The sequence below is a fragment of the Streptococcus mitis genome (assembly GCF_023109235.1).
GTDB classification, from domain to species: Bacteria; Bacillota; Bacilli; order Lactobacillales; family Streptococcaceae; genus Streptococcus; species Streptococcus mitis_DA.
Window position 1 is genome coordinate 1 of sequence record NZ_JALDUC010000018.1, and the last position, 6,538, is coordinate 6,538.

General features: G+C 35.5%; 8 protein-coding genes and 10 tRNA genes. 6 read left to right on the forward strand and 12 right to left on the reverse strand.

Annotation, left to right across the window (positions count from 1 at the left end):
- Positions 1-292: 292 nt before the first annotated feature.
- Positions 293-691 carry a hypothetical protein gene (locus tag M1F55_RS08860; RefSeq protein WP_049496811.1) on the reverse strand — a complete coding sequence of 133 codons (399 nt, stop codon included), beginning with the start codon at positions 689-691 and terminating at the stop codon, positions 293-295.
- Positions 692-863: 172 nt separating this feature from the next.
- Between M1F55_RS08860 and M1F55_RS08865 the strand changes: the two genes are divergently transcribed.
- The gene (locus M1F55_RS08865) at positions 864-1,190 is read left to right on the forward strand and encodes a DMT family transporter (protein WP_009732038.1); all 327 of its coding nucleotides are present in this window, start codon (positions 864-866) and stop codon (positions 1,188-1,190) included.
- A gap of 163 nt (positions 1,191-1,353) precedes the next feature.
- Here M1F55_RS08865 and M1F55_RS08870 read toward each other — a convergent pair whose 3' ends face one another.
- A complete protein-coding gene (locus M1F55_RS08870) occupies positions 1,354-1,800 on the reverse strand; it encodes a helix-turn-helix transcriptional regulator (RefSeq protein ID WP_000287814.1) in 447 nt (148 codons plus the stop codon).
- Between the two features lie 319 nt (positions 1,801-2,119).
- On the opposite strand from M1F55_RS08870, the gene M1F55_RS08875 reads away from it, so the two are divergent.
- Genes M1F55_RS08875 through M1F55_RS08895 form a run of 5 tightly spaced genes read left to right on the forward strand, consistent with a single transcriptional unit; the run spans position 2,120 to position 5,610 of the window.
- The gene (locus tag M1F55_RS08875) at positions 2,120-2,593 is read left to right on the forward strand and encodes a hypothetical protein (protein ID WP_075227842.1); all 474 of its coding nucleotides are present in this window, start codon (positions 2,120-2,122) and stop codon (positions 2,591-2,593) included.
- A gap of 40 nt (positions 2,594-2,633) precedes the next feature.
- A complete protein-coding gene (locus tag M1F55_RS08880) occupies positions 2,634-3,830 on the forward strand; it encodes a replication initiation factor domain-containing protein (protein WP_247947709.1) in 1,197 nt (398 codons plus the stop codon).
- Positions 3,831-3,832: 2 nt separating this feature from the next.
- On the forward strand, positions 3,833-4,219 hold the full coding sequence (locus M1F55_RS08885) for a hypothetical protein (RefSeq protein WP_061599443.1): 387 nt from the start codon (positions 3,833-3,835) through the stop codon (positions 4,217-4,219).
- Positions 4,220-4,278: 59 nt separating this feature from the next.
- Positions 4,279-4,473 carry a DUF3173 domain-containing protein gene (locus tag M1F55_RS08890; protein ID WP_000598356.1) on the forward strand — a complete coding sequence of 65 codons (195 nt, stop codon included), beginning with the start codon at positions 4,279-4,281 and terminating at the stop codon, positions 4,471-4,473.
- A 3-nt stretch (positions 4,474-4,476) separates the two neighbouring features.
- Positions 4,477-5,610 carry a tyrosine-type recombinase/integrase gene (locus tag M1F55_RS08895; protein ID WP_247947710.1) on the forward strand — a complete coding sequence of 378 codons (1,134 nt, stop codon included), beginning with the start codon at positions 4,477-4,479 and terminating at the stop codon, positions 5,608-5,610.
- Between the two features lie 85 nt (positions 5,611-5,695).
- On the opposite strand, the gene M1F55_RS08900 is transcribed toward M1F55_RS08895, so the two are convergent.
- The 10 genes from M1F55_RS08900 to M1F55_RS08945 all read right to left on the reverse strand — a co-directional run bounded on the left by M1F55_RS08900 (position 5,696) and on the right by M1F55_RS08945 (position 6,536).
- Positions 5,696-5,779 (reverse strand) — tRNA-Leu (locus tag M1F55_RS08900).
- A 9-nt stretch (positions 5,780-5,788) separates the two neighbouring features.
- Positions 5,789-5,860 (reverse strand) — tRNA-Gln (locus M1F55_RS08905).
- A gap of 13 nt (positions 5,861-5,873) precedes the next feature.
- Positions 5,874-5,946: transfer RNA gene (locus M1F55_RS08910), tRNA-His, on the reverse strand.
- Positions 5,947-5,960: 14 nt separating this feature from the next.
- A tRNA-Trp gene (locus tag M1F55_RS08915) sits at positions 5,961-6,031 on the reverse strand.
- Between the two features lie 4 nt (positions 6,032-6,035).
- Positions 6,036-6,116 (reverse strand) — tRNA-Tyr (locus tag M1F55_RS08920).
- A 12-nt stretch (positions 6,117-6,128) separates the two neighbouring features.
- Positions 6,129-6,201, reverse strand: a tRNA-Phe gene (locus M1F55_RS08925).
- A gap of 3 nt (positions 6,202-6,204) precedes the next feature.
- Positions 6,205-6,278: transfer RNA gene (locus M1F55_RS08930), tRNA-Met, on the reverse strand.
- 10 nt (positions 6,279-6,288) lie between these two features.
- Positions 6,289-6,378 (reverse strand) — tRNA-Ser (locus tag M1F55_RS08935).
- 4 nt (positions 6,379-6,382) lie between these two features.
- Positions 6,383-6,454, reverse strand: a tRNA-Glu gene (locus tag M1F55_RS08940).
- Between the two features lie 8 nt (positions 6,455-6,462).
- Positions 6,463-6,536 (reverse strand) — tRNA-Ile (locus M1F55_RS08945).
- Between the last annotated feature and the right edge of the window lie 2 nt (positions 6,537-6,538).

Consider the following 6,538-nt stretch of genomic DNA (forward strand, 5'->3'; position numbering starts at 1 on the left):
TCCACTGGTTTTTACGATTTTTATCAGACTAACTTCCACTTGGATTAACGGTGGAAGTTAGTTTGGGAATTTAGCCTCTATACTATACCGGCGACCGGGGTCGAACCGGCACGTCCTTGCGGACACTGGATTTTGAGTCTAATATTATTAGTTTTAAATCTCAGAAATATTGATTTTATAAGCTTTTTTTCCATAATATTTTTTAAAACTTAGTATCACTTCCAAAGTTTAGATACTTTTTAGTAACTATAAAATGCTAGAAAGTATACTCCTTATTAAAAAGAGTTTTGGACTAGTTTTGTGCAATTTTATTACCCATATCCGTAATAAGAGAGGCTAAATTAATTGCCTTTAATGATTGTAGAAATTGGTTGTGAATATCATTAGACACATAACCAGCTAGCAAAATATGCTCAGCCATGTCATATTGCTTAATCAAGAGAATCTTATCATGTTTTTCATTAAATAAAATCGCACTAATTGCTGTATTAAAGACTGGAAAACGAAAACTCGCACATTGTGAACAATAAGGAATATCTCCCTCATCTTTTAAAAATTTTTTCTCCAAAGGATGCCCACATTCGGGACAACAAGTCATTGTTTTGTCAAATATAGAAGCCTCTTTTTTAAAGTTCTTAAAAGTAATTTTACCAGTAAAATCGAGACCACGCAAGACATTGAAATAAATCAAGACTTTTTTTAAAATTTATCTTATGATATACTAAACTTATCAGCTATTGGTTCTGAAAAAGTGTCTGCCACAGTTTTACTACAAATTCTCATGACTTGTGCCAAGATTTATAAAAAACGGATAGCTATAATAGCTCTTAGAGCAAAAACATGACATATAGGAGGTTAAAGACATGTCATACTTTTATCTTTTTATCGCCATTGTAGGAGAGATATTGGGAACTAACCTTTTGAAATTATCAGACGGTTTTACAAAGCCTATTCCAACCGTTTCTGCCCTACTTAGCTATGGCGTTTGTTTCTATTTCTTATCACTAGCAATGCAAAAAATTCCTTTAGGAATAGCTTATGCAACATGGTCAGCTGTCGGTTTAGTTTTGACAGCCTCTATCGCAGTAATGATTTTCAAAGAAACACTAAATGTTTATAGCATTATCGGTTTAATTTTGATTATCATTGGTGTTGTCATGGTTAACTTATTAGGAAATGCAGGACATTAATAAAACCGGCTCTATACTATTTGTAGTGGGTAAATCCCCTATGGATATTATGGAGCCTATTTTGTTGTAGAAAAAAAGTTCCATAAGAACTATAATGAAAAGCTAGAATTCTGTCAATATTTTGGACACATTTTGGGAGGGAATTTTGAAGACTAGCGTCCTCCTAATTTTCCCAATAAGTTTTAACTTCTTCAAAAATCTTATTCAAAAGTTCTGCATCTTTTTCTGACAACTGATTTTTTTCTATAACTCTATCTTTTAGTTCTGTTGCCTTTATTTTATTTCTTGCCACCGAAACTGCTATTGAATGTTTCAAAATATCAAACTCATCCTTTGAAAAGTTTGCAATATTGGTAAGATCTAATTGTTCTAGAGGTAAACTACTGATAATTGAATAAGGTTTTTGTCCCAGCAAATAATCTGTAGTAGTCCCAAAGATATTTGCTAATTTCACAACGAATTCTAATCCTGGTTCTAACGTTCCATTCTCCCACCGAGAATATGTCCCTTGTTGAACTCCAATTAATTCCGATATTTGTACTTGAGTTAACTTTTTTGATTTTCTGAGAGTTTTTAACCTCTCTGAAAATTTATAATCCTCTGTATACATAAGTCTCCTATAAATATTCTTAATCGTATATTTTAGCTTGACAAAATATTCTAAACGGTATAAAATAGAATTATTCCATAAGGAATATTTATTTTGAGATTGAATATTCCATTGAGAATATTATAGCATAAAAGGAGGTAAAAGCGTATGTAACTAGTAGTCGATTTAAAAAATTTTAATAAAGGAGGTAAGATTCGACAAAATAAAAAATCTTGAAACAAATGTGCCGTTCGTTCCAAGATCAAAACATATTATGTAACAATTATACCACAGAAAACTCTTCAGTTGCACAAGAAAATTTCGGAGGTTTCACAAAAAGATGACCAATAAAGAGTTAGTCAATCAAATTTCTGGCCTAAACTCTACCTCTACTCTTAAAAATTGGATTCAACTGATTAAAGAGATAAGTGGCAAGGAATTTAAGAAAATTAAAGTTCCTATCAGTAGAAATCCCAGAACTCATCAATTAAGTTATACAGTTGCCTATGATTTTACAGACGAAGACCTTAGACAATTTCAAAAGTTAGCTAAACTAAAACTTGAAATAGGTCTAAAAGAGGCTATACAAGCCGTATTTGGGAGTCTAGCAGACAATGAGCATGAATCCCTAAACCAAGTAATAGATGAGCTCTACGATGAACTGAGCGCCTTAAAACAGGAATTTAAGCGAGAAATGCGACTGATAAAAATTGAGAATTCCAACCTAAAAAAGAAAATCCAAGATATTGAAGAGTCGATGCAAACCGGCTTACTAGGGTTTGTTAACGAGAGGTCAAAAAATAGGTTCGGCTAATAGCGAGTTTTCGGCTGAGCCATGAGGCAGAAAGCCGAAAATGAGCGTAGATGCGGACGGACCATTTTTGACCGATAGGGTGTGTAGTAACACCACCCTCTGCAAGTTAGGTGTACCATCGAAAGAATTCAGTATTTCCAAGGGTTTCGTAGATTTTAAGGGTGGCAAAATTAGGCAAAAAGTTGAATCAAAATCTATGGCAAAAAATGAACATTTACGTTCTGTATTTGACTGGATTCAAATTCAGTTTGATAAGACTGAATTTTCGCCAAGAGAAATAATCGAAGACATTCTATTTCTTGACTATGACCTATTTATTGAGAATATAGGGAGCCTTAAATACTATAACTATGATAGCCAGCTTCATTATGGGAATATCCGTATCTACTATGGAGCGAAAGAGTCGTCCTACATGCTTGTCATGTCAGGACAGGCACTCGAGTTCTATAGAGATATGGTATTAGATCCAAATAGTCTGTCCGAAAGACAGTTTCTGAACAACCTCTACTACAATTACAATCAATTTTCAGTAAGACGAATTGATATTGCAATAGATGATTTTAATGAAACACCCTATTTCACTCCTAATCAGCTTCTAAAGATTTGTCAGAAGAAACGCTTTATATATGGAAAAAGTACCTACTACAATACCTACGGAGATGAAACAATCGGCCAGACCTTATATTTGAGAAAACCCAATGATGATGAAAGACTTAGAATTTACGATAAACGCTTAGAACGAGCTGAGAAGCTCGGTATCAGCAAGCGTTTTATAGAAAATTGGATAAGAACGGAGTTAGAACTTAGGAAAGAAAAAGCTCACTACTTCATTCAAGAATGGTTGCATTCAGAAATAGATCTTCTCAACTTTACCAAGGGATATCTCAAAGAAAAAGTGAGGTTCTATAGTGATAGTCACTTCTCAAAACCTTTGAGATCTTGGGAAAAGTTTTTAGGTCACTCAAAACCTGTCTCTATCATTATTTCAAAACCAAAAACAGAACTAGAACAAAAATTAGAATGGTTTACCTATAAAGGTTCTGGAGCTATTCTAAAAGCGTATAAATTTCTATACGACAATAACTTACTGCATGAGTATGAGAAGTCTAACTATCTCGCACTCAACAATATGGAATATCCACCAGATTTAGCAAGTGGATTAATAGAAAGGGCAATACTCTTTAAAAGAGAGGATTTGATCCCCACAATCAAAGAAAATATCAAAAGGAGAAATTAACTATGGCAAAAATGCTTTCACAAAATGACTGGAATTTTAATAACATTGGAACAAAATTTGAATTGGATGAAGTCATTCCAAAATTTGAAACGGAAGTCCGAGCTGATGCAAACGGAGAAATTATCAAAAACCGAGATGGTAGCGAAAGACGTTTTAATACCGATAAAATCATTGGTTGGAAATACAATGTAACGATCAAGGATGGACAATTCAAAAAGAAATCAACCCAAGTCTCAGTAGACAATCCAGAAGCTTTAGTTGATAATGACTATATCCAAGCAATGGATGAAGTACCAGTTACATTTGACAATTTACAAGCCACTATGATTAGTACGACAATGTACTATAAAGCGGATGCTATCCATTTAGTAGATGTAAAACAAAAATAAGTAAAATACAAGGGGAGTTAATCCTCCCCTTAGTTAATCTAATTAGAAAAGGAGATCACATGATTAAAACTGTAACAAAAGATGACCTTATCGAACTTGGATTTGCTCCAGGAACTGCAAGAAAGATTATCCATACCGGCAAATTACTATTAGTGAATCGTGGTTTTAACATCTACGATAACAAAAGGATTGGTACAATTCCAGCCAGTGTCGCAGAAGAACTATTAGGAATTGAACTCCAGAAAGAAGCGTAGCTTATGGCTTTACGTAAAAGTAGAGACGGAACTTGGATTGTTGATGTTTCCAATGGTATAAATCCAATATCTCTAAAACAACGTAGAATTGTAAGAAAAGGATTCAAAACTAAAAAAGAAGCATTGGAGGCCGAACAATACTTACGAAGTGTCGAACTTAAAGAAAAAAGTTTCAACTCAAAAATATCAATTGATATCCTTTATGATCTCTTAAAAGAAGAGGATAGAATAAACAACAGAAAACAAAGCTATATAGATACACAAGAAAACAACTATAACAGGCATATAAAAAACTATTTTGAAAAAGTTGATGATGTAGCTAAATTAACTTATGAAGATATCTATCAATTCAGAGAACATCTAAGAGATAAAAATACTCAAAACTCAGAAAAGAAGCTAAGTCCAAACACTATTAATAAAATTATAATTTTACTAAAGAAAATTCTGGATGTTGGATTAAGAAAGGGATTTTACAAGGAACATCCCGTAGGATTACTGAAAAAATTACCCATAGAAAAAGTAAAATTAAATTTCTGGACAGTAAAAGAATTTAAGCATTTCTTAACACTATTTAGCAACGATGAATACAATATAAAATTACTATTCACAGTTCTATTTTTTACTGGTCTAAGACTCGGAGAAGCTCTTGCTCTAACGTGGAAGGACATAGAGTTTTCTACAAATACAATCCATGTAAGTAAATCAATATACGTTAAAAAAGGTGAAGAACACATTAGTAGTACAAAGACAAAAGCTGGAACCCGAAGAATCATCATGAACACCAAACTAGTGGAGACACTAGAAGAATGGAGGCAAACACAGCATGAAAGATTAAAAGAATTTACAACCAACCTAGATGATCTACAGATATTTCAAAATAGCCCGATTACAATAACTAAAGATTCAATCGAAAAACAATATAAAAAAATATTGCAAAGAGATGGTTCTTTAAAAAAGATAAGAATTCATGACTTCAGGCATTCACATGCTTCCCTACTAATAAACCAAGGAGAAGATTATCTTGTCGTAAAAGAAAGATTAGGACATGCTTCTATAACTACAACAATAGATACATACTCTCATTTGTATCCAAGCAAGCAACAAAAATTAGCGGATAAATTAGATGATTTGTTATAAAACTAGTAATTTTAAGTAACTCAGCGTTACAAATTCAACAAATAAAAGAAAAAGACAAGGTCCGAAAACCTTGTCTTTAATACTATACCGGCGGCCGGGGTCGAACCGGCACGTCCTTGCGGACACTGGATTTTGAGTCCAGCGCGTCTGCCAATTCCGCCACGCCGGCAAATAGTAACTGGGGTAGCTGGATTCGAACCAACGCATGAGGGAGTCAAAGTCCCTTGCCTTACCGCTTGGCTATACCCCAATAATATAAAATAGGCGAGTGATGGGGATCGAACCCACGCATGCCAGAGCCACAATCTGGTGTGTTAACCACTTCACCACACCCGCCATAATTCTATTAACACGGGCAGTAGGAATTGAACCCACACTGAAGGTTTTGGAGACCTTAGTTCTACCTTTAAACTATGCCCGTAAAATGGAAGGGGAGGGATTCGAACCCCCGAACCCGAAGGAGCGGATTTACAGTCCGCCGCGTTTAGCCTCTTCGCTACCCTTCCAAAATATATAAATGGCGCGAGACGGAATCGAACCGCCGACACATGGAGCTTCAATCCATTGCTCTACCAACTGAGCTACCGAGCCTTATTGCGGGAGCAGGATTTGAACCTACGACCTTCGGGTTATGAGCCCGACGAGCTACCGAGCTGCTCCATCCCGCGTTAATACAAAAGGAGGATGTGGGATTCGAACCCACGCACGCTTTTACACGCCTGACGGTTTTCAAGACCGTTCCCTTCAGCCGGACTTGGGTAATCCTCCAAAATAGTCCGTACGGGATTCGAACCCGTGTTACCGCCGTGAAAAGGCGGTGTCTTAACCCCTTGACCAACGGACCAAACTTTATGGGCACGAGTGGACTCGAACCACCGACCTCACGCTTATCAGGCGTGCGCTCTAACCACCTGAGCTACGCGCCCAA